The organism is Streptomyces sp. MRC013, assembly GCF_023614235.1.
Classification (GTDB): Bacteria; Actinomycetota; Actinomycetes; order Streptomycetales; family Streptomycetaceae; genus Streptomyces.
On sequence record NZ_CP094264.1, the window covers coordinates 4,150,478 to 4,173,814 of the forward strand.

A 23,337-nucleotide genomic window follows, 5' to 3' on the forward strand; every position below is an offset into this window, starting at 1 on the left:
TGCGGGATGGCAGGCTTGTCGCGTGACCGAGATTGACACGAAGATCGACGCGCTCGTCCCCGCCTGGCTGTACCTCCCCGACATCGCCGAGATGCTCGGCGTCGAGGTGACGCGGGTGCGGCAGCTCGTCAAGGAGGGCCAGCTGATCGCCGTGCGCCGCGGCGAGAACCGGGCGCTGCAGGTGCCCGCCGCCTTCATCCGGGACGGCAGGGTCGTCAAGGGCCTCTCCGGCACCCTGACGCTGCTGAGGGACGACGGCTTCACCGACGAGGAGATGCTGGAGTGGCTCTTCACGCCGGACCCGTCCCTGCCGGGAACGCCCGCGCAGGCCCTGGCGGAGAACCGCGGCACGGAGGTGAAGCGCCGCGCCCAGGCGCTCGCCGTCTGAGTCCGCGCACCGCCGCACCGACACCGGGCGGCGCGCGGGAGAGAGGGCCCGGAGCCCCGCCCGCGCACCGCCGCACCGACCCGGGGGGAACACCCGATGTCCACCAGCGCCCGCGCGACCCTGACCGACGCGAGGCTCTACCTGTGCACGGACGCCCGCAGGCGCCAGGGCGACCTCCCGGAGTTCCTCGACGCGGTCCTCGCAGCCGGGGTCGACGTCGTGCAGCTGCGCGACAAGGGCATGGAGGCCGGTGAGGAGCTGGAACACCTCGCCGTGTTCGCCGACGCCTGCCGCCGGCACGGGAGGCTGCTCGCCGTGAACGACCGGGCCGACGTGGCGCACGCCGCCGCGTCCGACGTGCTCCACCTCGGCCAGGGCGACCTGCCGGTCCCGGCCGCCCGCGCCGTCCTCGGCGACGGGGTGCTAATCGGCCGGTCCACGCACGCGGAGGCGGAGGTCGACGCGGCCGTCGCCGAACCCGGCGTGGACTACTTCTGCACGGGCCCCTGCTGGCCCACGCCGACCAAGCCGGGGCGGCGCGCGCCGGGCCTCGACCTCGTGCGGTACGCCGCCTCCCTCGACCAGGACCGGCCCTGGTTCGCGATCGGCGGCATCGACGCCGGCAACCTCGACGAGGTCCTGGACGCCGGCGCCCGCCGCGTCGTCGTCGTCCGCGCCGTCACCGAGGCCGACGACCCGGCCGCCGCGGCGGCCGACCTGGCCCGCCGGATACGCGAGCGGACCGCCGACGCGCGCCCCGCGGCGGCAGGCTGAACCGGCCTCGTCCGGGGGGTGTCCGCAGACCGGTACGGAAGGGCCCGCGAAAGACGCTTTCCGCCCACGACCGTCCACCTGGTGGACGGGATTGCGGTGAAAGCGGGCGAAAGGCGCTGCTCCGGTTGGGTGCCCCGCCTCCGGGTGGCTAACCTGCCCGTATGGCCCTCGGCACCCCCTCCATCAGGTCGGACCGCGCGCGCACGGTGCGCGAGCTGCTCGCGGACGGCACCACGTACTCCTTCGAGTTCTGGGCGCCCAAGACCGAGAAGGGCGAGCGCAACCTCTGGAACGCGCTGCGCCGGGTGGAGGCGGTGGCCCCGAGCTTCGTCTCCGTGACGTACGGAGCCGGCGGCTCCACCCGCGCCGGAACCGTCAAGGCCACCGAGCAGATCGCCGCCGACACGACGCTCACGCCCGTCGCCCACCTGACGGCCGTGGACCACTCGGTCGCCGAACTGCGCAACATGGTCGGCCAGTTCGCCGACGTCGGCATCCGCAACATCCTCGCCCTGCGCGGCGACCCGCCCGGCGACCCGATGGGCGAGTGGGTCCCGCACCCGCGGGGGCTGCACTACGCGGCCGACCTCGTCCGGCTGGTCAAGGAGGCCGGCGACTTCTGCGTGGGCGTCGCCGCCTTCCCCGAGATGCACCCCCGGTCCGCGGACTGGGACACGGACGTCCGCCACTTCGTCGACAAGTGCCGGGCCGGCGCCGACTACGCCATCACCCAGATGTTCTTCGCCCCCGAGAGCTACCTGCGCCTGCGCGACCGGGTCGCCGCCGCGGGCTGCGACACGCCGATCATCCCCGAGGTCATGCCCGTCACGGCCGTCCGGCAGCTCGACCGGCTGCCGCAACTCAGCAACGCGCGCTTCCCCGCGGCCGTCGAAGAGCGGATCCTCGCGGTCAGGGACGACCCGGCCGCTGTACGCTCCTTGGGCATCGAGTTCGCGACGGAGTTCTGCACGCGGCTGCTGTCCGAGGGCGTTCCCGGGCTGCACTTCATCACGCTGAACAACTCCACGGCGACACTGGAGATCTACGAGAATCTCGGACTGCACCCGCAGTCCTGACCGGTCGTACCCGTCACGTCCCGAGGCGGCGGCCGAAGGAGAGGGGCGGGCATGGACTGGAGCTGGTGGACGGTCCTCTACATCGCGTTCGGCGTCGTCGCGCTCTGGCTCCTCGGCGAAGTGCTCCTGCAGTACAAGGCGCGGCTGCGCTGGCGCCTGCTGGCCTTCTTCGGCTTCCTCGGCGTCGTCGCCGGCGTCCTGGCGTCGTCGATCGTCCTGATCATCGCCGGCGCCGCGGCCTTCGGCGTCGGCCAGACCTGCGTCACGCTGTCCTTCCTGCGCGGTTTCTCCACCGGATGGGCGCTCGGCGGCCGGCCCGGCGCCAGCCGCCGCCGCAGGGTCGCCCGCGGGAACCGGGACCACGGCCCCGTGCTGGAGGTCACCGAGCCCGTGTACGACGAGCCGCAGGTCCCCCCGGCGCCGGACGCTCCGCCCGCCCACGGGCCGCTGCCCGACGGCACCGGCGAGTACGGGGCCCACGACCCGGCCGGCACCGCCCCGTCGGCCGCGGACCACCCGGTGGGGTACGGCGAGCCCCCGGTGTACGACCCGGGCCCGTACCCCCACGGCCACGGCCACGGCTACGGCTACGGCCCCGGCTACGGCTACGGCGGGGACGACCCGCGGCAATACGCCGCCTGCCCCGACCCGTACGCCGCCCCCGTCCACCCCGCCGACCCGTACGCGGGCACGGCCCCCGCCCACGCCGACCCGTACGCCGACGCGGTACCCGCCCACCCCGACGTCCCGCAGCACGGCGCCCACGACCCCTACGGTCAGCCCTACACCGCCGGCCCCTACGCCTCGCAGTACGCCGCGGACACCCCGCCCGGCGGGGTGTGGGTGCCGCCCCGGCGCGACGGCGCGCAGCAGTTCCCGCCGCCCCCGCCCCCGTACGGCTACGGCCCGGACGGCCTGCAGCAGCACCACTGAGCCGGACGCCGGACTCCGGGGCGCGGTCGCTACCGGGAGCCGCGGAAGCCGGAGCCCTCCACGACCAGCCCGGCGACCAGCGCCCCCGACATCCCGGCGTGCGCCGGCCCGCCGCCCGGGTGGGACCAGCCGCCGGCGAAGTACAGGCCGGGCAGCGGCGCGGAGTTGGCCGCCGGCAGGTAGGCGCCGCCCCCGCCCGCCAGCGCAGGGGCGGGAACGCGCCGGCTGCCGGTCTCCTGCTCGGTGTGGACCGGTGTGCGGACCTCCCGCCACAGCAACCGCTCCCGGAGTCCCGGCACCGCCGCCGCGGCGGCCTCCACCATCCGGTCCGCGAACGCCTCCGCGACCCCCGCCCCGTCCCAGGGGTCGTCCGGCGCCCCCGGCCCGCCCGCCGGGACCGTCGCCGTCACCGTGACCGCCTCGTGGCCGCCGTCCGGCCGCAACTCCGGGTCGTCGGGGCGCAGCACCACCACGGTCGGCCGTTCGCACGGCGCCCGGCCGCCCGCGAGGGCCGCCCGCTCCCCGGCCGGCTCCGCGGAGTGCACCACCGTGCGGTGCGCCGCGCCCTCCTCCCGGGCGCCGCGCAGCGCCAGGCACACGGTCACCCGTCCCGTCACCGCGCCCGTCTGGAAGCGCGGCCACGCGTCCCGGCGCTCCCACGCCACCACACGGTCCCGGTACAGGGCGGGCACGGGCGCCCCCGCCACCACGAGGTCGGCCCCGACGACCCGCCCGTCCGCCAGTTCCACCCCGGCCGCCCGCCCGTCCTCCTCCACCACGCCGACCACTTCGGCACCGAAGACGAACCCCACCCGCCGCGCCAGGCACCGCTCGTGCACCGCGTCCGCCAGCGCCCGCAGGCCACCGCGCACGTACCAGGTGCCGAAGGTCTGCTCCATGTACGGCAGGACCGCCGCCGACGGGGGAGCGGCGGCCGGGTCCAGTCCGTACGCCAGCGCGTACCCCTCCAGCAGGGCGGCCAGCCGCCCGTCGCCCAGCTCCCGGCGGCCCACCTCGGCGAGGGTCGTCGCGGTCCGGCGCAGCAGCCCCGTCCTCGGCGCGGGGTACGGATCGCGGAAGAACGGCGCCACGTCGGCCGGCAGGGGCTCCTCCAGCAGCGGACGGCGCGAGCGGTCCCAGGCGTCGCGCGCCCGGTTCAGGAACGCCGCCCACCGCTCGCCCGCACCCCGCCCCAGGGCGCCGTCCAGGGCCGAGACGACCCCGGCCCGCGACGCGTTCGGCAACGACACGGCCGTGCCGTCCGCGAAGACGTGCCGGCTCGCCGGATCGACCTGCGTCAGCCCGACGCACCGCTCCAGCGGCTCCCTGCCGGTCTTGACGAACAGGTCCCGGTAGACGGCGGGCAGGTGCAGCAGCCCGGGGCCGGTGTCGAAACCGAAGCCGTCCCGCACGAGCCGGCGCACTCCGCCGCCGTACGTCTCCGTGCGCTCGTACACCGTCACCCGGTGGCCCGCCACGGCCAGCCGGGCGGCCGCCGCCATGGCGCCCATGCCGGCGCCGATCACCGCAATCCGTGCCATGCCGGGGACTCTACAAGCCCTGTTCCCGGCCTCTCGGCGCGGCCCGGCCCCCGGGTCCGCCGCTCCCCCTCCGGCCCGTCGGGAGCCCGGGGAGCGGCCCCGCGGCCGCCGCCGTCCCTCCGCGCGCGGGGAGCCGGTGCCCCGGTCGAAGGGCCTGTCGGGGAACTCCGGGCCGTTCCCGTGCGGGGGACCGGTGCGGAGGCTCTGAGTACCCGTACTCAGCTCCCCGGATGAGTAGGCGTGCGGATGGGCCGCGGACCGCCGGGGCGGAAGAGTGGGGGTCACGGAAAGGGGCGCGGCACGGGCACCGCCGACACGGGGCCGCGGAACCGGCGTCGCGCACCCGTCCGGACGGGGGAGGGGGAACCGGGGGCGCGGGGTGATGCGCCGGTCTGGTGGGACTCGGGGGGAACGCACCCCACCGGACCGGCGCTTCCCCGTAGCGGCGGGCGCGCGGTCGGTGGCCGCCCGCCCGCCCGGGCAGCATCCGCGACAGCGCGGCGTGCACGTCGTCGAGGGGCCGCTCCCGCTGGAACGCCCGCCGGCCGAGCGCCGCCGCCAGCACCATGCCGACGAGCGCGGCCCCCGTCAGCGGGACGTCGACGTCCTCGCCCGGTTCGCCGCCCGCGACGGCGGCCCGCAGCACCGCCTCGACGACCGCGACCGCCCTCCGCCGCGCCGCCAGGAGGGTCGGCTGCCACGCCCGGTCGGTCCGCCACAGCTCGGCCGCGTAGCCGGGCGAAGGCCGGACGCCGGCCGGGGAGGACCAGCCCCGCCCGGATCATCGCGTCCAACGCCTCGATGCGCGTCCCGCAGGGAGGCGGTGAGCAGCCCCGCGCCGTGCCGCGGCACCTCCTCGAACAGCCCGGTCCCACCCGTGAGGTTGCGGTGGACCGTGCCCTTGGCCGCCCCCGCCCGCTCCGCGATCCCGCCGATGGCCGTCGCGGAGAACCCCTGCTCCGCGACGAGGGCGCCTGCCGCCTCGTACAGCTTGGCGCGGGTGGCCTGCCGCCGCGTGCTCCGGGTGTCCACGGGGTGCACCTTCCCGGGTCCGGGCCGTTCCGCCGGTCCGAAGGGCCGGCTCGGGGCGGAGGGGGCCGGACGGCCGCGCCACCGGGCGCGACCTCCGGCTCCGCCCCGTGGCGCCCGGCCGCGCGGGCCCCTCCGCCCCGGCCCCCCGCCTCCCCCTCCCGCCCTCCCCTCGCACGTCCCCCGGCATCGGCGGCGCCGTCCGGCCGCGCCGTCCGCCTCCGCCGGCCCCCTCACCGCCCGTGCCCCCGTGGGTCGCCCCGCCCTCCGGGCCGGCCGGAGGGCCCGGGAGGGGCGGGACGGCCGCCGGACGGGACGGAACCGCGGGCGGGACGGGTACCGGCGACCGGACGGGGCAGCCGGGGAGCGACCCGGCGGGGCGTCCGCCGGTGGCCGGGCCGCGGCCGCCGGAGCCCCGGTGCCGGCGTCGATGTCAGTGGCGGCCCGCAGGATGGAACCCGTACGGCCGAAGCGCCCCACGCGACGACAGGAGGTCCGCCATGGCGAGCGACGTCCACCCCGTGCTCCGCCGTTCGTCGGCACCGCCGGCCGCCCTCGACCTGCTCGCCCGGGCGCACGCCGGCCTGGCCGAGGCGGCCACCCTCGGCGATCCCGGCGAGCGGTACGCGACGGCCCACCTGGCCGCCCTGCGGACCGCCGCCGCCGTACTGGCCGTACGCGGCCGCCCCGAGGCCCCGCAGCGCGGCCGGCGGGGGATCCGCACCGCCTGGGAGCTGCTGGCCGAGACCGCGCCCGAGCTGGCCGAGTGGAGCGCCCTGTTCGCCGCCGGGGCCGCCCGCAGGGCCCGCGCCGAGGCGGGCGTGCGCGGCGCCGTCTCGGCGCGGGACGCCGACGACCTGGTACGCGACGCCGCGACGTTCCTGCGCCTGGTGGAGCGCTCGCTCGCACTGCGGCCGGAGACCGCGCCCGAGGCCATAGGCTGGGACCGTTCGTAACCGCCACCGAGGAGTCAACCGCCGTGTCCGACCCGCAGCGCACCCGCGCCTCCCTCCGTACCGCCGTGGTGTGGGACGTCCTGGAGGGGGCCCTCGACCGCAGGGCCGGGGCGACCGGCAGGGAGAGCCTCGACGTCCTCGACACGGGCGGCGGCAGCGGGAACTTCGCGGTGCCCGCCGCGCGCCTCGGCCACCGCGTCACCGTGGTCGACCCCAGCCCCGACGCCCTGTTCGCCCTGGAGCGCCGCATCGCGGAGGCGGGCGTCGCCGACCGCGTCCGCGGCGTCCAGGGCGATGTCCACGGCCTGTTCGACGTCGTCGAGCGCGGCGGCTTCGACGCGGTGCTCTGCCACGGCGTCCTGGAGTACGTCGACGATCCCGCCGAGGGCGTGCGCCACGCCGCCGAGGCCCTGCGCCCGGGCGGCGTGCTCAGCCTGCTCGCGGCCGGCCTCGGCGGTGCCGTCCTGGCGAAGGCCCTCGCCGGCCACTTCAACCAGGCGCTCCACGCGCTGACCGACCCCGCGGGCCGCTGGGGCGAGGGCGACGCGGTGCCGCGGCGCTTCACCGCCGAGCAGCTCACCGGGGCGGCCGAGGCGGCCGGGGTGAGGGTCGGAGCCGTGCACGGCGTGCGCGTCTTCGCCGACCTCGTCCCCGGCGTCCTCGCCGACACGGAGCCCGGCGCCGTCGAGGCCCTGAACAGGCTGGAGGCCGCCGCCGCCGAGCTGCCCGCGTTCCACTCGGTGGCCACGCAGCTGCACGTGCTGGGTGAAAAGCGGAGCCGACCCGGTGGAGGGGCCTGAACAGCGCCGCAGCGGGGGACCGAGTCGCCGCGACCGCCCCGATCGCGCCGGGATCCCCGTATGATCGAAGGACACCGTCCGGCATGACGGTTCGGGCGACGGGGAATCAACGTCTCACCAGCCGAACCGGCATGGCGGCCCGATCGGCGATTGGCACTGGGGCGGGTTTCACGGGGACGATTCCCTGCCTATCCTGGAAGGGCCGCATACCGGTCGCCCCCGCGACCGACGATGAGGAGGACTCCGTGCCGCTCTCGGAGCACGAGCAGCGAATGCTCGAGCAGATGGAGCGAGCGCTGTACGCCGAAGATCCCAAGTTCGCGACAGCGCTCGAGGGAAGCGGGCTGCGTACGTACACCCGACGACGGGTCTACCAGGCGGTCGCTGGATTCCTGGTGGGTATCGCGCTCCTCATGGCCGGAATGGTCGCCCAGCAGATCTGGATCAGCGTGGTGGGGTTCCTCGTCATGCTCGGCTGCGCGGTCCTGGCCGTCACCGGCTGGCGCAGGACCCCCAAGCCCGGGGAGCAGCCCGCCGCCGGGGGAGTGTCCCGCGGCGGGGACGACCGCCGGCGCCGCTCGATGATGGAGCGCATCGAACAGCGCTGGCAGCGCCGACGCGACGAACAGGGCCACTGACCCACCACGACGGAGGGGTGACCGCACCGGCGGTCACCCCTCCGTCGTGTCCGCGTCTTCCTCCGTCGTGTCCGCGCCCGCGTCTTCCTCCGCCGTGTCCGGGCTCTCCGCCTCCCGGGCGCGCCGGTGACGGCCCGCGGGGGGCGGGCACCCTCCTGCGGGGCCGCGGCCCGGCGACGGCCCGCGGCTCCCGGAGGGAACGCCCCTCCGGGAGCCGCGGCGCCTAGCCCGCCCGCCGGGACGGCCACCGCAGCAGCGCGCCGCAGCGGGCCGCCACCGCCGCCCGGCGCCGCGACAACGCCCACGCCACCCGCGCCGCCGACCGCGGCGCGAGCAGCGCCCGCAGGCGCGTCCCGCGCCCGCCCGCCGCCGCGAACCCGGCGCGCACCCGCGCCGCGTCCTGCGCCAGGCCGTCCGCGGGGCGCGGCGCCGGCGCGTAGAGGGCCTCCTCCACGGCACCCGCGATCCGGTGGACCGCCTCCGCCGCGGCCCCCTCCAGCCGGCCCGCCCGCACCAACCGCCCAGCCGTCCCGCGCGGGGTCAGCGCCCCGTCCGGCGGGACGCCGTGGTCCCAGGCCGTGTCCACGACCTCCTCCCACACCGCCAGCGGCCGTCCGCCGCGCAGCCGCCGCGTCCGCAGCCTCCGCCGCCACACCACCGGCACCAGCGGCAGCACGACGGCCGCCGCGGCCGCGGCCGCGGCCAGCGGAACCGGTCCGGGCGCCGCGTCCGTCCCCGCCGGCGGCCGGGCACCGGGAGGCGTCGGCCCGGCGCAGCCCTCCGCCCCGGCCGCCCGCGCGGCGCAGCCGTCCTGCGGGGACGGCTGCGCCGAGGGGGCCGCCGACGGGCTCGGCAGGGTCTCCTCCGCCTCCGGCCGCTCATCGGCCGGCGCCTGCGGGGACGCGTAGTCCGGGATCGACCCCCGCGACGGCGTCGGCTCGAAGCGGGTCCAGCCCACGCCCTCGAAGTACAGTTCGGGCCAGGCGTGCGCGTCCTTGACGCTCACCGACACCGTGCCCTCGCCCGAGGGCGTGCCGGGCATGAAGCCGACGGCCACCCGGGCCGGCACGTTCAGGGTGCGGGCCATCGCCGCCATGGCGAAGGAGAAGTGGACGCAGAAGCCCTCCTTGTCCTTCAGGAACCGGGAGATCGCCGTGACCCCCGTCCCCGACGACACCGTCGTGTCGTACGTGAAGCCGCCCGCCGAGGCGAACCACTCCTGCAGCCGGACCGCCCGCTCGTAGTCGTTCCCCGCGCCCGCCGTCACCCGGAGCGCCGTGGCCCGCACGTCGGACGGCAGCGACTTCGGCACCCGCGTGTACTCCCGCAGCAGCGTGCCCGGCGCCGTCGGGGCCGCGGCCAGCTGCTCCGGCGTGGGCCGCACCACCAGGCTGCTCACCGAGTACTGGACGCCGCCCGTCGTCTGCCCACCGTCACCGACGACCATCCTCCCGACCGGCTCGTACCGCCAGCGTCCCCCGACCCGCACGCCGGTCGCCGGGTAGGGCATCGGCAGCCACTTCTGCTCGTACGAGCCGGCCGCCGAGACGTTCGTGGTGATCTCCGTCGTGCCGGTGCGCTCGCTGAGCCCGACCGGCCGGGGAAAACGCTCCGGCACGTCCTCCACGCCGCGCACCGACGTCCGCCACGAGGTGCCGTCGAACTGGTCCAGCGACACCAGCCGCAGGTACATCCCGGAGCCGTCCGGCGCGTTCGTCCGGTACCGCAGCACCTCCCGGTCCTCCGCCTGGGTCAGGTTCTCCTTCAGCGACACGAGCGGGTTCACCGCGGATATCGTGCCGCCCCCCGCGCCGTCGCCGCCGTCGCCGCCCAGCAGGCCGCCGTCCAGCGACGGCAGGACGCCCGGGAGGACCACCGCGACGCCCAGCGCCAGCGCGCCGATCCGCCGCCCGGTGCGCAGCGGGGCGGCCGCCGGCCCGTCCGGTACGCCGAGCGCGGCCGGGCCGGCGGCCGGGGACCCGGGCCCGCCGAGGACCCGGCCCCACCGGGTGAAGTGGTCGCGGCCCTCCGCCAGCAGCAGCACCAGGTACCCGGCCGCCGCCACCAGGAACCACAGCCAGCCCGCCCCGCCGCCGCCCGAGAGCCCGGCCGCGACCGAGTACAGCGCCAGCAGCGGCAGCCCCGCCGGGGCCGCGCTGCGGAACGTCACGGCGAGGGCGTCCACCGCCAGGCCGATCAGCAGCACCCCGCCGACCAGCATCAGCCGGATGCCGTCCGTCACCGGGGCCGGCGGCGCGTACTGGCCCACGTCCTGCGCGCCCGCCTGCAGCAGCGCGCCGAACCGGCGGAACACGTCCGGTGACGGCAGCACCCAGGCCACCGCCTGCTCCCGGGCGAAGAAGACCGTCAGCAGCACGAGGCCCACCGCGACCTGGGAGGCCACGGTCAGCGGCCGCGCCAGCGAGGCCCGCCGCGCGGCCGCGCCCGCCCCGGCCACGGCCGCCAGCAGCAGCACCGCCTGCACGATCCAGCCGATCTCGCCGACCAGCGGCAGCAGCGCGCACGCCGCCGCCACCGTGGCGACCAGGGCACACACCGCCAGGCGTCCGCCACCGTTCATGACCAACCCCCCGAGAACCCCGTCGTACCACCGGCGGCGACCGCTCCCGCGCCCGGCACGGCATGCCGCCACAGCGAGGCGAGCGAGTCACCCGGCCGCACCGGCACCGCCGACCAGCCCGCCTCCCGGAGGCGCCGCACCGCGTCCGGCGTGCCGGCGCCCGCGCCGTCCAGGACGAACGCGACCGCCGCGCCGCCGCGCCGCCGCATCCGGCCCGCCAGCTCCGCCTGCGCCGCGTCCAGCTCCCCGAAGAACGCGATCAGCAGCCCCTCGCCCCCGGAGCGCAGCGCGTCCTGCGCCCGGTCGAGGCCCGCCTCGTCCGAGTGGTCCACCACCGCGAGCGCGTCCATCACCAGCCCCGCCGTGTCCGCCGCCCCGGATCCCGGGGCCACGTATCCGTCCGGGCCGTCGCCGGGCAGCGCGTCCCCGGTGTCCGTCAGCAGCCGCACCGCGTAGCCGCGTTCCAGCATGTGCGTCACCGCCGACGCGGCGCCCTCCACCGCCCACTCGAACGACGGGCCGGGCCCGTCGTTCCCGTACGCCTCCGCGCGGGTGTCCAGCAGCACGGTGCAGCGGGCCTGCCGCGGCTGCTCCTCGCGCCGCACCATCAGCTCGCCGTACCGCGCCGTGGACCGCCAGTGCACCCGGCGCAGGTCGTCGCCGTACCGGTACTCGCGGGGGATGACGTCGTCCTCGCCGACCCGGGCCGGTGCGCCGTGCCGTCCGTCGCCGCGGCCCGGCGCCTCGCCGGGGAGCCGGACGGCCGGCAGCGGCTCCGTCCGCGGCACGACCGTCAGCATGTCGTACGCGCTGAACGAACGCGTCAGCTCGCACATCCCGAACGGGTCGCTCAGCCTCAGCTGCAGTGGGCCCAGCGGATAGCGCCCGCGCAGGTCGGAGCGGACCCGGTACGACACCTCGCGCCTGCCGCCCGGCTCCACCCGGTCGAGCGCGAACCGGGGCCGCGGCCCCAGCACGTACGGCACGTGGTCCTGGAGCATCAGCAACCCGGTCGGCACCCGCGACACGTTCTCCATGCGCAGCCGCACCCGGGCCTCCGCGCCGGCGGCCACCCGCTGCGGGGAGAGCCACCGGCTGCCCGTGACCCGGTGGCGCGTGCGGTACAGCACCGTCGCGCACACCAGGGGCAGCGCCGCCAGCAGCAGGCCCACGCGCAGCAGGTCCGGCTGGCCGAGCACGTACGCGCACACCACCGCCGCCACCCCGGCCGCCAGGAACGACCGGCCGCGCGTGGTCAGTCCGCCCAGGGCGCCCCGGAACCCGCTCCGGACGGCGCCGTCCGGGCCGGCGGGACCCGCGGCCGCCATCACAGCCGCCGCAGACCGGGCCGCTGGGCGAGGAACGCCTCCCCGGCGGGTTGCTGGGCGACCGCGGGCACGGGCGTGCGCTGCAGGATGTCCGCCACGACCTGCTCGGCGGTCCGCCGGTTCAGCTGCGCCTGCGCGGTCGGCAGCAGCCGGTGCGCCAGCACGGGCACGGCCAGCGCCTGCACGTCGTCGGGGAGCGTGTACGCGCGGCCGCCCAGCGCGGCGGCGGCCTTCGCGGCCCGCAGCAGGTGCAGCGTCGCGCGCGGGGAGGCGCCCAGCCGCAGGTCCGGGTGCGTCCGGGTCGCCCCGACCAGGTCCACCGCGTACCGCCGGACCGACTCGGCCACGTGGACGCCGCGCACCGCGTCGATCAACTTCACCACGTCGTGGGCGTGCGCCACCGGCTGGATGCCGTCCAACGGGGACGCCTCGCCGTGGGTGTCCAGCATCCGCAGCTCGGCCTCGGCGCTCGGGTAGCCGATCGAGACGCGCGCCATGAAGCGGTCCCGCTGGGCCTCCGGCAGCGGATACGTTCCTTCCATCTCCACCGGGTTCTGCGTGGCCACCACCATGAACGGGCTCGGCAGCTCGTACGACCGCCCGTCGACGGTGACCTGACGCTCCTCCAGCGACTCCAGCAGCGCGGACTGCGTCTTCGGCGAGGCGCGGTTGATCTCGTCGCCGATCACGATCTGGGAGAAGATCGCGCCCGGCTTGAACTCGAACTCGCGCCGCTGCTGGTCGTAGACCGACACGCCCGTGATGTCGGACGGCAGCAGGTCGGGCGTGAACTGGATCCGCCGCACCGAGCAGTCGATGGACCGCGCGAGCGCCTTCGCCAGCATCGTCTTGCCGACCCCCGGGACGTCCTCGATGAGGAGGTGCCCCTCGGCCAGCAGCACGGTCAGCGAGAGCCCTACGACCTCGGGCTTGCCCTCGATCACACCCTCCACCGATCGGCGGACCCGCTCCGCTGTGGTGGTCAGGTCAGTGAGGCTCGCTCGGTCGTCATAGGTCGTCACCCGGCCCTCCTCGGCCCTTTCGATCACGGGCCGGCGCGACGAGGCGCGGCACGGCCCACCCGGAAACACGGACACCGCCCGCGGCGCGTTCCCTGCGGTCCGGGAGGGGTGTCCCCTCGCATTCTTCTCGTCGTGCAGCGCGGTGTCACTCGGCTGTGGACAACCGCGGGCGATATGTCAGGGCTTCGGCGGGTCGGTCCCGCGGTCGGCACCGCCCCGGCGGCCACGGCGCGCCGGGGCGGTGCCGACCCCCGGGCCGCTCAGGCCGGGTCGACCTCCCGCAGCAGGCCGGTCGTCACGTCGAAGACGAAGCCCCGCACGTCGTCGGTGTGCTGGAGGAAGGGCGAGGTGCGCACCCGCTGCATCGACTGCCGGACGTCCTGGTCGACGTCCCGGAAGGCCTCCACCGCCCAGGTGGGACGCTGCCCGACCTCCTGCTCCAGCTCGTCGCGGAAGCCCTCGGTGATCCTCTCCAGGCCGCACCCCGTGTGGTGCACGAGGGCGATGCTGCGGGTGCCGAGCGCCCGCTGGCTGATGGTGAGCGAGCGGATCACGTCGTCCGTGACCACACCGCCCGCGTTGCGGATGGTGTGGCAGTCGCCCAGGTGGAGGCCGAGCGCGGCGTGCAGGTCGAGGCGGGCGTCCATGCAGGCGACGATGGCCACCTTGAGCACGGGCCGCGCGTCCATCCCGGGGTCGGTGAACTGCTCGGCGTAGTGGCGGTTGGCCTCGACGAGGCGGTCGGTGACCGTCTCGTTCCGGACATCGATCGGGGAGTGCGCGGAAGTCGACATGGCTATGACGTTAGTGGCCGGACCCCCGCGCGGCCCGTCCCGAGAGGGGACAAAGAGCCTCAATGAGGGGCGCTGTGAGGTACCCCACAGGAAGAACCCGAAGGGTGGTACGTCCCGGTTCCTTCTCCTCGTCCGGACCCCGGGCGACGCGCTGACCGGTTGATTGACCGCGCCGGGGAGTGGACTAGAGTGGCGCGGAGTTCACGGAGACATTGAGCGAATTCCGAGCGATTTCCGCAGTTTCTCCTCCGCGTGCGCGGTGACATGTACGGCTCGGCCCCTCCGCCCGCCGGTCGGCCGACGCCCCCTCCGGCGCCGGTGGCCCGGTGGTACGTACGCCGCGCGGGACCTGAGAGGGCAGATGAGAGGGCGCGATGGGGGTGCCGCCGGCCCGGAGCCGGTGGAACTCCCCGACAAGGACGGCGGCGAACGGCCGGGCGGGAACACCCGGCACGTCCCCGTGATGCTCCGACGGTGCCTGGACCTGCTCGCTCCCGCGCTGGAGCGGCCCGGGGCGGTCGTCGTCGACTGCACCCTCGGCCTCGGCGGCCACAGCGAGGCACTGCTCGGCCGGTTCCCCGGGGCGCGGCTCGTCGCCCTCGACCGCGACACCGAGGCGCTGCGCCTCTCCGGTGAGCGCCTCGCCCGCTTCGGCGACCGCGCCGCGCTCGTCCACGCCGTCTACGACGAGCTCCCCGACGTCCTCGAACGGCTCGGCGTCCCGCGCGTCCAGGGCGTCCTGTTCGACCTCGGTGTCTCCTCCATGCAGCTCGACGAGGCCGACCGCGGCTTCGCCTACGCCCAGGACGCCCCGCTCGACATGCGCATGGACCAGACGGCGGGCGTCAGCGCCGCCGAGGTCCTCAACACGTACCCGCCCGGCGAACTGGTCCGCGTCCTGCGCGCCTACGGCGAGGAGAAGCAGGCCAAGCGGATCGTCGCCGCCATCGTGCGGGAGCGGGAGAAGGAGCCGTTCACCCGCAGCGCCCGCCTGGTCGAGCTGATCCGCGACGCCCTGCCGCAGGCCGCCAAGCGCACCGGCGGCAACCCGGCCAAACGGACCTTCCAGGCCCTGCGCATCGAGGTCAACGGCGAGCTGGCCGTACTGGAGCGGGCGATCCCGGCCGCCGTGCGGGCCCTCGCGGTCGGCGGGCGGATCGCCGTCCTGTCGTACCACTCGCTGGAGGACCGCCTGGTCAAACAGGTGTTCGCCGCGGGCGCCGCCACCACGGCACCGCCCGGTCTGCCCGTGGTCCCCGAGCGGTACCAGCCGCGACTCAAGCTCCTGACCCGCGGCGCCGAACTCCCCACCGAGGAGGAGGTCGCCGAGAACCGCAGGGCCGCGCCGGCCCGGCTGCGCGGCGCGGAACGGATCAGGGAGGACGCGTGACGAAGGCGGGGCCTCCGAAGGGGCGCGCGGCCCGGCTCGCCCGGTTCGTGCCGTCCGGGCCGGGCACCGCCGCCCGCACCCCCTTCGTCCTGCTCGTCGTGGTCCTCCTCGGCGGCGGACTCATCGGGCTCCTGCTCCTCAACACCTCCCTGAGCCAGGGGTCCTTCAAGCTGGCCGAGCTGAAACGGAGGACCACCGAGCTCACCGACCAGGAGCAGGCCCTCCAGCGGGAGGTCGACACCCGCTCCGCCCCCGACGCGCTGGAGCGGCGGGCCCGCGAGCTGGGCATGGTGCCCGGCGGCGCCCCCGCCTTCCTGGAACCGGACGGCACGGTCCGCGGCCTCCCCGGCCCGGCCCCCGCCGCACCCGGCGCCCTCCCCGGCGCGGACCCGTCACCGCAGCTCGCGTCCGCCCCCGTGCCCCGCGCCCCCGCGGCCCCGGCCCCCGTCCCGACGACCCCCGGCAGGTGAGCAGTGCCCTCCCAGGAACCTCCGCACCGCCGCGCCCCCCGGCCCTCCGGCGCCCGGCGCACCCCGGGCGCCGCCCGTGCGGACCGCGCCGGCCGCCCGCGCCCCGCGCCCCGCCCGGGGCAGGCCCCGCCCCGGTCCGCGCGCCCGCTCCGCCTCGGCAACCCGCGCCCCCGCCTCCGCCTGGTCAGCCTCGGCCTGACCCTCGTCATGCTGGCGTTCGTCGTACGGCTCCTCCAGGTCCAGGCCGTCGACGCCGCCGCCTACGCCGCCAAGGCCGAGAAGAACCGCTACCTGAGCCACAAGCTGGCCGCCGAGCGCGGCGAGATCACCGACCGCTCCGGCATCGCGCTGGCCACCAGCGTCGACGCGTACGACATCACCGCCGACCCGAAGATGTTCACCCCGCAGGAGAGCAAGGTCCCCGACGCGCCCGAGCAGGCGGCCGCCCTCCTCGCCCCGATCCTCGGCAAGGACCCGGACGAGCTGGTCCGCACCCTCAAGGCACCGCCGTCCCCGCGCTACGCCGTCCTCGCCCGCAAGCAGACCCCGCAGGTCTGGAACCAGATCAGGGGCCTCAAAAGGCTCCTCGCGAAGAAGGCCCGCGAGGACGCGGCCGGAGGCGGCCCCGGCGTCAGCGTCCTGGCCGGCGTGCTGAGCGAGAAGAGCAGCAGGCGCGTCTACCCGAACGGTTCCCTCGGCGCGGGGATACTCGGCTACGTCAACACCGAGGGCCGCGGTGCCGGCGGCCTCGAGGCGATGCTCGACCGGGAACTCGCCGGCCGGGACGGCAGCATCACCTACGCCCACTCCGGCGGCCGCCGGGTGCCCACCGCCGGCGCCCGCGAGACGCCCGCCGTACCCGGCTCCGACATCGAGCTGACCATCGACCGCGACATCCAGTGGGCCGCCCAGAAGGCCATCGCCGAGCAGGTCGCCGCCTCCCGCGCCGACCGCGGCTACGTCGTCGTCCAGAACGTCCGGACCGGCGAGATCCTCGCCATGGCCAACGCCCCCGGGTTCGACCCCAACGACCTGTCGCGGGCCGATTCCGCCGCCATGGGGAACGCCGCCCTCCAGGACGCCTTCGAACCCGGCTCCACCGCCAAGGTGATGTCGATGGCGGCCGTACTGGAGGAGGGCGTCGCCACGCCCTCCACCCACGTCGTCGTCCCCAACCGGCTGCACCGCGGCGACCGCCTCTTCAAGGACGACGTCGACCACCCCACCTGGTACCTGACGCTCAACGGCGTCCTCGCCAAGTCGTCCAACATCGGCACCATCCTCGCCACCGGCCAGCTCGGCCGGAACCAGGCGGAGGCCAACCGGGTCCTCCACGCGTACCTGCGCAAGTTCGGCATCGGCAGCCCCACCGGCCTCGGCTACCCGGGCGAGACCTCTGGCATCCTCGCCCACCCGCGGAGCTGGAACACCTCCCAGCAGTACACGATCCCCTTCGGCCAGGGACTGTCCGTCAACGCCGTGCAGGCCGCCTCCGTCTACTCGACCATCGGCAACGGCGGCGTCCGCGTCGCACCCACCCTGGTCCGCGGCACCCGGGGCCCCGACGGCCGCTTCGCCCCCGCCCCCGCGCCGGACAGGACGCGTGTCGTGAGCGAGAAGACCGCCGAAACCCTCGCCGCCATGCTGGAATCGGTCGTCGACGACCGGGAGGGCACCGGCACCAGGGCCGCCATCCCCGGCTACCGCGTCGCCGGCAAGACCGGCACCGCCAACCGGGTCGACCCGCGACTCGGCCGCTACAAGGGGTACACCGCCTCCTTCGCCGGGTTCGCACCCGCCGACGACCCCCGGATCACCGTCTACTGCGCCATCCAGAACCCCACCCGGGGCAGCTACTTCGGCGGCCAGATCTGCGGCCCGGTCCACAAGAAGGTCATGGAGTTCGCCCTGAAGACCCTGCACATCGCGCCGACCGGAGCACGGCCCCCGCGCATGCCGGTCACCTTCACGCCCGGCAGCTGAGCCGAGGGGAGCCCCAGTGACGACGATCACGCCAGACGACGGGAACCGATCCGGCGGCGGCCGCGAACCGGCGGCCTCATTTAGCCCGATCACGGGTGCGCCCGGTACGCTCACCGCCGTGCCCCACCCTGATCAGCCCCGAACCACCGACCAGGACGTCCCCGCGAAACAGCCGGGGGCGCCCCGCCCGGCCCGGGTCCGCCCCACGCCCCTCGGCGAACTGGCCGCCCGGCTGGCCGCACCCGCTCCGCACGGGCCGGACCGGCCGTTCGAGGGACGGGTCACCGGCATCACCCACGACTCCCGGGCGGTACGCCCCGGGGACGTGTACGCCGCGCTGCCGGGCGCCCGGCTGCACGGCGCCGACTTCGCCGCCCAGGCCGCCGGCCTCGGCGCCGCCGCGATCCTCACCGACCCTGCGGGAGCCGACCGCGCCGCGGCGACCGGCCTGCCCGTCCTGGTGGCCGACGACCCGCGCGGCCGGATGGGCGAACTCGCCGCCGAGATCTACGGCCGTCCCGGCTCCGGCCTCCTCACCATCGGGATCACCGGCACGTCCGGCAAGACCACCACCGCGTACCTCGTCGAAGGCGGCCTCAGGGCCGCCGGGCGCACCCCCGGGCTGATCGGCACCGTCGAGACGCGCATCGGCGACGAGCGCGTCAGGTCCGAGCGGACCACCCCCGAGGCCACCGACCTCCAGGCCCTGCTCGCCGTCATGCGGGAGCGCGGCGTGGAGGCGGTCGCCATGGAGGTGTCCAGCCACGCCCTCGTGCTCGGCCGGGTCGACGGCTGCGTCTTCGACGTCGCCGTCTTCAGCAACCTCAGCCCGGAGCACATGGAGTTCCACTCCGGCATGGAGGACTACTTCCGGGCCAAGGCGCAGCTGTTCACCCCGCGCCGCTCCCGCCGGGGGGTCGTCAACCACGACGACGAGTACGGCAGGAGACTGGCCGCCGAGGCGACCGTGCCCGTCGTCACCTTCTCCGCCGACGGCGACCCGGACGCCGACTGGCGTGCCGAGGACGTCCGCAGCGGCCCCCTCGGCAGCACGTTCACCATCGTCGGCCCCGGGGGCGAGCGGATCGACGCCCGGGCGCCGCTGCCGGGTCCGTTCAACGTCGCCAACGCCCTCGCCGCCGTCGTCGCCCTCGCCGTCGCCGGCGTCGACCCGCGGACGGCCGCCGACGGCGTCGCCGCCGTGCCCGGCGTGCCCGGTCGGCTGGAGCGCGTCGACGCCGGTCAGCCGTACCTCGCCGTGGTCGACTACGCCCACAAGACCGACGCCGTCGAGTCCGTGCTGCGCTCCCTGCGCAAGGTCACCGAGGGCGGGATCCACATCGTCCTCGGCTGCGGGGGCGACCGCGACGTCACCAAGCGGGGCCCCATGGGCGCCGCCGCGGCGCGCCTCGCCGACACCGCCGTGCTGACCTCCGACAACCCGCGCTCCGAGGACCCCCTCGCGATCCTCTCCGCGATGCTCGCCGGCGCCGCCCGGGTACCCGCCCGCGAACGGGGCACCGTCCTCGTCGACCCCGACCGCGCCTCCGCGATCGCCGCCGCCGTGGCCCGCGCGCGGCCGGGCGACACCGTGCTCGTCGCGGGCAAGGGCCACGAGCAGGGCCAGGACATCGCAGGCGTGGTACGGCCCTTCGACGACCGCCAGGTCCTGCGGGAAGCCATCCAGAACAGTCAGGGATGAAGAAGTGATCGCCCTCTCCCTCACCGAGATCGCCGAAATCGTCGGCGGGCAGACGCACGACATACCGGATCCGGAGGTACGGGTCACCGGTTCCGTGGTCTACGACTCCCGCCAGGTCGAGCCCGGCGGTCTCTTCGCCGCGTTCGCCGGTGAGAACGCCGACGGGCACGACCACGCACGCGGCGCCGTCGAGGCCGGAGCGGTGGCCGTCCTGGCCACCCGGCCCGTCGGCGTCCCCGCCGTCGTCGTGCCCGACGTGACCGCCGCCCTCGGCGCGCTCGCCCGCGCCGTCGTCGGGCGGCTCGGCACCACCGTGGTCGCCTTGACGGGCTCGGCCGGCAAGACCAGCACCAAGGACCTCGTCGCGCAGCTCCTCCAACGCCTGGGCCCCACCGTCTGGCCGGCCGGCAACCTCAACAACGAGATCGGCCTTCCGGTGACCGCTCTGCGCGCCACCGCGGAGACCCGGCACCTCGTCCTGGAGATGGGCGCGCGCGGCGTCGGCCACATCCGCTACCTCACCGGGCTGACCCCGCCCCGCATCGGCCTCGTCCTCAACGTGGGCTCCGCCCACATCGGCGAGTTCGGCGGCCGTGAGCGGATCGCCCAGGCGAAGGGCGAGCTCGTCGAGTCCCTCCCGCCCGCCGAGGAGGGCGGCGTGGCCGTCCTCAACGCCGACGACCCGCTCGTGAAGGCCATGGCGTCCCGCACCGAGGCGCGCGTGGTCTTCTTCGGCGAGTCCCCGGAAGCGTCCGTACGCGCCGAAAATGTCCGTCTCACAGAGGACGGACGGCCTTCTTTCCGCCTCCACACACCCACCGGGTGCAGCGATGTGACCATGCGCCTGTACGGTGAGCACCACGTGTCGAACGCGCTCGCCGCGGCCGCCGTCGCCCATGAGCTGGGCATGCCCGTGCACGAGATCGCCGCCGCGCTCTCCGAGGCGGGCTCCCTCTCCCGCTGGCGCATGGAGGTCACCGAGCGTCCGGACGGTGTGACGATCGTCAACGACGCCTACAACGCGAATCCCGAGTCCATGCGGGCCGCTCTGCGCGCGCTCGCGGCCATGGGCGAGGCCGCACGGGCCAGGGGGGACGCACGTGGGCGGTGCTCGGCCTGATGGCCGAGCTCGGCGACGAGGCGCTCGCCGAGCACGACGCGGTCGGGCGGCTCGCCGTCCGGCTCAATGTCGGCAAGCTCGTCGCAGTCGGGGGCAGGGAAGCGTCCTGGCTGCAACTGGGCGCATACAACGAGGGTTCGTGGGGTGAGGAGTCGGTGCACGTGTCCGACGCGCAGGCGGCGATCGACCTGTTGCGCAGTGAACTGCGTCCGGGTGACGTCGTGCTGGTGAAGGCTTCCAGGTCGGTCGGGCTCGAGCGGGTCGCCCAGGCACTGCTCGAGAACACCACCGAGGGCGAGGTCGCCGGCCGATGAGGCAGATCCTCTTCGCGGGGGCCATCGGGCTCTTCCTGACCCTGATCGGTACGCCGCTGCTGATCAAGCTCCTGGCCCGCAAGGGGTACGGGCAGTTCATCCGGGACGACGGCCCGCGCACCCACGGCAGCAAGAAGGGCACGCCCACCATGGGCGGCATCTCCTTCATCCTGGCCACGCTCATCGCGTACGCCCTGGCCAAGGTCATCACCGGTGAGGACCCGTCGTACTCGGGCGTCCTGGTGCTGTTCCTGATGGCCGGCATGGGCCTCGTCGGGTTCCTCGACGACTACATCAAGATCGTCAAGCAGCGGTCGCTCGGCCTGCGGGCCAAGGCCAAGATGGCCGGCCAGCTGATCGTCGGCATCGCCTTCGCCGTCCTCGCCCTGCAGTTCTCCGACAAGCGGGGGCTGGCCCCGGCCTCCACCAAGCTGTCGTTCATCACCGACTTCGGCTGGACCATCGGCCCGGTGCTGTTCGTCGTCTGGGCGCTGTTCATGATCCTGGCGATGTCGAACGGCGTGAACCTGACGGACGGTCTGGACGGCCTGGCCACCGGCGCGTCGGTGATGGTCTTCGGCGCGTACACCTTCATCGGGCTCTGGCAGTTCCAGGAGTCCTGCGCCAACGCCAAGGAACTCACCAACCCGAACGCCTGCTTCGAGGTGCGCGACCCGCTCGACCTCGCCGTCGTGGCCTCCGCGCTGATGGGCGCCTGCTTCGGCTTCCTGTGGTGGAACACCTCGCCCGCGAAGATCTTCATGGGCGACACCGGTTCGCTCGCCCTCGGCGGCGCCCTCGCCGGCCTCGCCATCTGCTCCCGCACGGAGCTGTTGCTGGCGATCCTCGGCGGCCTCTTCGTCCTGATCACCCTCTCCGTGATCATCCAGGTCGGCTCCTTCCGGATGACCGGCAGGCGCGTCTTCCGCATGGCGCCCCTGCAACACCACTTCGAGCTCAAGGGCTGGTCGGAAGTGCTCGTCGTGGTGCGGTTCTGGATCATCCAGGGCATGTGCGTCATCGTGGGCCTGGGACTCTTCTACGCGGGATGGGCGGCCGACAAGTGAGCACCGGCGCGGCGGACTGGCGGGGCAGGCGGGTCACCGTCGCCGGGCTGGGCGTGAGCGGCGTCCCCGCCGCCCGCGTCCTGAGCGGCCTGGGAGCACGCGTCACCGTCGTCGACGACGGCACCGACGAGCGCGCCCGCGCCCGGGCGGCCGAGTTGGAGGCCGAGGACGTCACGGTCCGCCTCGGGGACGGCGACACGCTCCCCGAGGGCACCGAGCTGGTCGTCACCGCCCCCGGCTGGCGCCCCGACAAACCGCTGTTCGCCGCCGCCGGGGCCGCCGGCGTCCCGGTCTGGGGCGACGTCGAGCTGGCCTGGCGGCTGCGCGGCCTCGACGGCCGGGAGCCCGCCCCGTGGCTCGCCGTCACCGGCACCAACGGCAAGACCACGACGGTCCGCATGCTCGCCTCCGTCCTGGAGGCGGCCGGCCTGCGGACCGCCGCCGTCGGCAACATCGGCGTCTCCCTCCTCGACGCCGTCCTCGGCGACGAGCAGTACGACGTCCTCGCCGTCGAGCTGTCCAGTTACCAGCTGCACTGGGCGCCCAGCGTGCGCGCCCACTCGGCGGCCGTGCTCAACCTGGCGCCGGACCACCTCGACTGGCACGGCTCCATGGAGGCGTACGCCGCCGACAAGGGCCGGATCTACGAGGGCGCCACCGTGGCCTGCGTCTACAACGCCTCCGAAAAGGCCACCGAGGACCTGGTCCGCGCGGCCGACGTGGAGGAGGGCTGCCGCGCGATCGGCTTCACCCTCGGCACGCCCGGCCCGTCCCAGCTCGGCGTCGTCGACGACCTCCTGGTGGACCGCGCGTTCGTCCCGAACCGGCGGAAGCAGGCCCAGGAGCTGGCGCGGGTCTGCGACGTGGACCCGCCGGTCCCGCACAACATCGCCAACGCGCTCGCCGCGGCGGCCCTGGCCCGCGCCTTCGGCGTGGAGCCGGCGGCCGTCCGGGAGGGGCTGCGCGCCTTCCGCCCCGACGCCCACCGCATGGCGCACGTCGCGCAGGTCGCGGGGGTCGCGTACGTCGACGACTCCAAGGCCACCAACACCCACGCCGCCCACGCGTCGCTCGCCGCCTACGACCCGGTCGTCTGGATCGCCGGAGGCCTCGCCAAGGGCGCCGTGTTCGAGGAACTCGTCGCGGAGTCGGCGAAGCGGCTGCGCGGCGCCGTGCTCATCGGCGCCGACCGCGGGCTGATCCGCGAAGCCCTCGCGCGACACGCCCCGCAGGTGCCGGTGGTCGACCTCGACCGGACGGACACTGGGGCGATGGCGGCGGCGGTCCGGGAGGCGGCGCGGCTCGCCCGGCCGGGGGACACGGTGCTCCTCGCCCCGGCCTGTGCCTCGATGGACATGTTCACCGACTACAACAAGCGGGGCGACGCGTTCGCGGACGCCGTCCGCGCGCTCGCCGCCGGGGACGCCTGAC

The 23,337-nt window shown here is 75.6% G+C and carries 18 protein-coding genes and 2 pseudogenes; 14 read left to right on the forward strand and 6 right to left on the reverse strand.

Translation table 11 applies throughout. From position 1 onward, the window contains the following. The first annotated feature begins 22 nt into the window (after positions 1-22). From LUW75_RS18830 to LUW75_RS18845, 4 genes are all read left to right on the forward strand, one after another. Positions 23-388: an Rv2175c family DNA-binding protein gene (locus tag LUW75_RS18830; protein ID WP_250336665.1), complete on the forward strand. Its 366-nt coding sequence runs from the start codon at positions 23-25 to the stop codon at positions 386-388. 96 nt (positions 389-484) lie between these two features. Next, complete coding sequence (gene thiE, locus LUW75_RS18835; RefSeq protein WP_250336666.1) at positions 485-1,162, forward strand: thiamine phosphate synthase; 678 nt, start codon at positions 485-487, stop codon at positions 1,160-1,162. Between the two features lie 161 nt (positions 1,163-1,323). Next, positions 1,324-2,238 (forward strand): methylenetetrahydrofolate reductase [NAD(P)H], encoded by a 915-nt coding sequence (gene metF, locus LUW75_RS18840; RefSeq protein WP_250336667.1) that lies wholly within the window; start codon positions 1,324-1,326, stop codon positions 2,236-2,238. A gap of 51 nt (positions 2,239-2,289) precedes the next feature. Beyond that, a complete protein-coding gene (locus tag LUW75_RS18845; RefSeq protein ID WP_250336668.1) occupies positions 2,290-3,171 on the forward strand; it encodes a hypothetical protein in 882 nt (293 codons plus the stop codon). A 29-nt stretch (positions 3,172-3,200) separates the two neighbouring features. Here the strand turns inward: LUW75_RS18845 and LUW75_RS18850 are convergent, their stop codons facing one another. Both LUW75_RS18850 and LUW75_RS18855 read right to left on the reverse strand, forming a co-directional pair. Continuing rightward, entirely contained in the window at positions 3,201-4,712 is a 1,512-nt protein-coding gene (locus LUW75_RS18850; RefSeq protein ID WP_250336669.1) for a phytoene desaturase family protein, read from the reverse strand. 463 nt (positions 4,713-5,175) lie between these two features. After that, a pseudogene (locus tag LUW75_RS18855) lies at positions 5,176-5,744 on the reverse strand (TetR/AcrR family transcriptional regulator); the annotation flags it as partial. A 497-nt stretch (positions 5,745-6,241) separates the two neighbouring features. Here LUW75_RS18855 and LUW75_RS18865 point away from each other — a divergent pair. The 3 genes from LUW75_RS18865 to LUW75_RS18875 all read left to right on the forward strand — a co-directional run bounded on the left by LUW75_RS18865 (position 6,242) and on the right by LUW75_RS18875 (position 8,135). Continuing rightward, complete coding sequence (locus LUW75_RS18865) at positions 6,242-6,697, forward strand: SAV_6107 family HEPN domain-containing protein (protein ID WP_250337725.1); 456 nt, start codon at positions 6,242-6,244, stop codon at positions 6,695-6,697. A gap of 23 nt (positions 6,698-6,720) precedes the next feature. Beyond that, positions 6,721-7,497, forward strand: a complete 777-nt coding sequence (locus LUW75_RS18870) for a methyltransferase (RefSeq protein WP_250336670.1) — start codon at positions 6,721-6,723, stop codon at positions 7,495-7,497. Between the two features lie 245 nt (positions 7,498-7,742). After that, positions 7,743-8,135, forward strand: a complete 393-nt coding sequence (locus LUW75_RS18875; protein ID WP_250336671.1) for a DUF3040 domain-containing protein — start codon at positions 7,743-7,745, stop codon at positions 8,133-8,135. A 223-nt stretch (positions 8,136-8,358) separates the two neighbouring features. On the opposite strand, the gene LUW75_RS18880 is transcribed toward LUW75_RS18875, so the two are convergent. The 4 genes from LUW75_RS18880 to LUW75_RS18895 all read right to left on the reverse strand — a co-directional run bounded on the left by LUW75_RS18880 (position 8,359) and on the right by LUW75_RS18895 (position 13,860). Continuing rightward, the gene (locus tag LUW75_RS18880; protein ID WP_250336672.1) at positions 8,359-10,716 is read right to left on the reverse strand and encodes a transglutaminaseTgpA domain-containing protein; all 2,358 of its coding nucleotides are present in this window, start codon (positions 10,714-10,716) and stop codon (positions 8,359-8,361) included. Then, complete coding sequence (locus tag LUW75_RS18885; RefSeq protein ID WP_250336673.1) at positions 10,713-12,044, reverse strand: DUF58 domain-containing protein; 1,332 nt, start codon at positions 12,042-12,044, stop codon at positions 10,713-10,715. Before LUW75_RS18885 ends, LUW75_RS18880 begins: the two co-directional genes overlap by 4 nt. After that, positions 12,044-13,066: an AAA family ATPase gene (locus LUW75_RS18890; RefSeq protein ID WP_250336674.1), complete on the reverse strand. Its 1,023-nt coding sequence runs from the start codon at positions 13,064-13,066 to the stop codon at positions 12,044-12,046. The genes LUW75_RS18885 and LUW75_RS18890 overlap by 1 nt, the downstream gene beginning before the upstream one ends. Before the next feature lie 260 nt (positions 13,067-13,326). Further along, positions 13,327-13,860, reverse strand: a complete 534-nt coding sequence (locus LUW75_RS18895) for a beta-class carbonic anhydrase (RefSeq protein ID WP_250336675.1) — start codon at positions 13,858-13,860, stop codon at positions 13,327-13,329. A gap of 400 nt (positions 13,861-14,260) precedes the next feature. Between LUW75_RS18895 and rsmH the strand changes: the two genes are divergently transcribed. The 7 genes and pseudogenes from rsmH (at position 14,261) to murD (ending at position 23,336) form a co-directional block, all read left to right on the forward strand. Further along, a complete protein-coding gene (gene rsmH / locus LUW75_RS18900; protein WP_284453847.1) occupies positions 14,261-15,250 on the forward strand; it encodes a 16S rRNA (cytosine(1402)-N(4))-methyltransferase RsmH in 990 nt (329 codons plus the stop codon). Further along, complete coding sequence (gene ftsL / locus LUW75_RS18905; protein WP_250336676.1) at positions 15,247-15,720, forward strand: cell division protein FtsL; 474 nt, start codon at positions 15,247-15,249, stop codon at positions 15,718-15,720. The genes rsmH and ftsL overlap by 4 nt, the downstream gene beginning before the upstream one ends. Positions 15,721-15,723: 3 nt before the next feature. Beyond that, on the forward strand, positions 15,724-17,703 hold the full coding sequence (locus tag LUW75_RS18910) for a peptidoglycan D,D-transpeptidase FtsI family protein (RefSeq protein WP_250336677.1): 1,980 nt from the start codon (positions 15,724-15,726) through the stop codon (positions 17,701-17,703). A 16-nt stretch (positions 17,704-17,719) separates the two neighbouring features. After that, on the forward strand, positions 17,720-19,405 hold the full coding sequence (locus LUW75_RS18915) for a UDP-N-acetylmuramoyl-L-alanyl-D-glutamate--2,6-diaminopimelate ligase (protein WP_250336678.1): 1,686 nt from the start codon (positions 17,720-17,722) through the stop codon (positions 19,403-19,405). Between the two features lie 4 nt (positions 19,406-19,409). Beyond that, positions 19,410-20,839, forward strand: a pseudogene (locus tag LUW75_RS18920) (UDP-N-acetylmuramoyl-tripeptide--D-alanyl-D-alanine ligase). After that, entirely contained in the window at positions 20,836-21,906 is a 1,071-nt protein-coding gene (mraY, locus tag LUW75_RS18925) for a phospho-N-acetylmuramoyl-pentapeptide-transferase (protein ID WP_250336679.1), read from the forward strand. Before LUW75_RS18920 ends, mraY begins: the two are co-directional and overlap by 4 nt. After that, a complete protein-coding gene (gene murD, locus LUW75_RS18930) occupies positions 21,888-23,336 on the forward strand; it encodes a UDP-N-acetylmuramoyl-L-alanine--D-glutamate ligase (protein ID WP_250336680.1) in 1,449 nt (482 codons plus the stop codon). The genes mraY and murD overlap by 19 nt, the downstream gene beginning before the upstream one ends. The last annotated feature ends 1 nt before the right edge of the window (position 23,337 follow it).

Coding starts and splice junctions, on each gene's coding strand:
- thiE (WP_250336666.1), top strand. CDS start 485: ATGTCCACCAGCGCCCGCGCGACCCTGACCGACGCGAGGCTCTACCTG.
- metF (WP_250336667.1), top strand. CDS start 1,324: ATGGCCCTCGGCACCCCCTCCATCAGGTCGGACCGCGCGCGCACGGTG.
- LUW75_RS18845 (WP_250336668.1), top strand. CDS start 2,290: ATGGACTGGAGCTGGTGGACGGTCCTCTACATCGCGTTCGGCGTCGTC.
- LUW75_RS18850 (WP_250336669.1), bottom strand. CDS start 4,712: ATGGCACGGATTGCGGTGATCGGCGCCGGCATGGGCGCCATGGCGGCG.
- LUW75_RS18865 (WP_250337725.1), top strand. CDS start 6,242: ATGGCGAGCGACGTCCACCCCGTGCTCCGCCGTTCGTCGGCACCGCCG.
- LUW75_RS18880 (WP_250336672.1), bottom strand. CDS start 10,716: ATGAACGGTGGCGGACGCCTGGCGGTGTGTGCCCTGGTCGCCACGGTG.
- LUW75_RS18885 (WP_250336673.1), bottom strand. CDS start 12,044: ATGGCGGCCGCGGGTCCCGCCGGCCCGGACGGCGCCGTCCGGAGCGGG.
- LUW75_RS18895 (WP_250336675.1), bottom strand. CDS start 13,860: ATGTCGACTTCCGCGCACTCCCCGATCGATGTCCGGAACGAGACGGTC.
- mraY (WP_250336679.1), top strand. CDS start 20,836: ATGAGGCAGATCCTCTTCGCGGGGGCCATCGGGCTCTTCCTGACCCTG.
- murD (WP_250336680.1), top strand. CDS start 21,888: ATGGGCGGCCGACAAGTGAGCACCGGCGCGGCGGACTGGCGGGGCAGG.